The organism is Halomonas urmiana, from assembly GCF_005780185.1.
GTDB classification, from domain to species: Bacteria; Pseudomonadota; Gammaproteobacteria; order Pseudomonadales; family Halomonadaceae; genus Halomonas; species Halomonas urmiana.
In genome coordinates, this window is sequence record NZ_VBUI01000073.1 from 1 (window position 1) to 917 (window position 917).

The 917-nt window shown below is 60.2% G+C and carries 1 protein-coding gene; it reads left to right on the forward strand.

What is annotated here, in order from left to right; all coding sequences use genetic code 11:
• Window positions 1-64: 64 nt before the first annotated feature.
• A protein-coding gene (locus tag FEI13_RS18800; RefSeq protein WP_138183015.1) for an IS5 family transposase occupies window positions 65-917 on the forward strand; the annotation gives its coding sequence in 2 pieces (ribosomal slippage) (window positions 65-419 and window positions 419-917; 854 coding nt annotated over the 2 pieces). This gene is flagged as partial in the annotation.

Here is a 917-nt window from a genome sequence, read left to right on the forward strand (position 1 = left end):
CTAGGTTTTGTCCGAAAAGTCGGATGTGCTAATTTTCCCTATGTCGCAGCTGCATAGGTGACGTATGGCAGGACGCTACGAGATCTCCGACAACGGCTGGGCCCTCATCGAGGATATCGTGTCACCTCCGCAGTCGATGGGGCGCCCCCGTCGTGATGACCGCCAGGTGTTGAACGGCATCTTCTGGATCCTTTGCTCTGGCGCCAAGTGGCGCGACCTTCCAGAGCGTTACGGCCCTTGGAAGACGGTCTATGACCGCTTCCGGCAATGGCGAGACGACGGCACCTTCGAGGCGATCCTGGCTCGCCTACAGCTCCGGCTGCGTGAGGATGGCTTGATGGATCTGGATACCTGGATGATCGACTCGACGTCGATCCGCGCCACCCGAGCTGCCGCTGGAGGCGGCAAAAAGGGGGGCAGCAAGAACCCGTAGACCATGCCCTGGGACGGAGCCGAGGCGGGCTGACGACCAAGATTCACATGGTATGTGATCGATACGGGTGGCCGCTGACCTTCACCTTGTCGCCGGGACAGGACTCGGACACCCAGCACTTCATCCCGACCATGGAGGACGTCCACTTGCCTGGTCCCGTAGGCAGACCGCTCAAGCGTTGCCGCTTCATCGTGGCGGATAAAGGCTATGACAGTGATCCGCTGCGCCGTTACTGCGACCGACACCGAATGAAGCCCATCATTGCCCGGCGCAAGATGAAGCGAAAGCCGCGCCCAGGTGCGCCGAGGGGCTTTGACAAACCCCGGTATCGCGACAGAAACATCATCGAGCGCTGTTTCGGGTGGATGAAAGAGCTACGCCGGGTCTGCACGCGATACGACAAATTGGCTAGCAGCTTCAGGGCCATGGTATGCCTGGCGTGCATAGACCGTTGCCTGCGAGCGGACTTTTCGGACAAAACCTA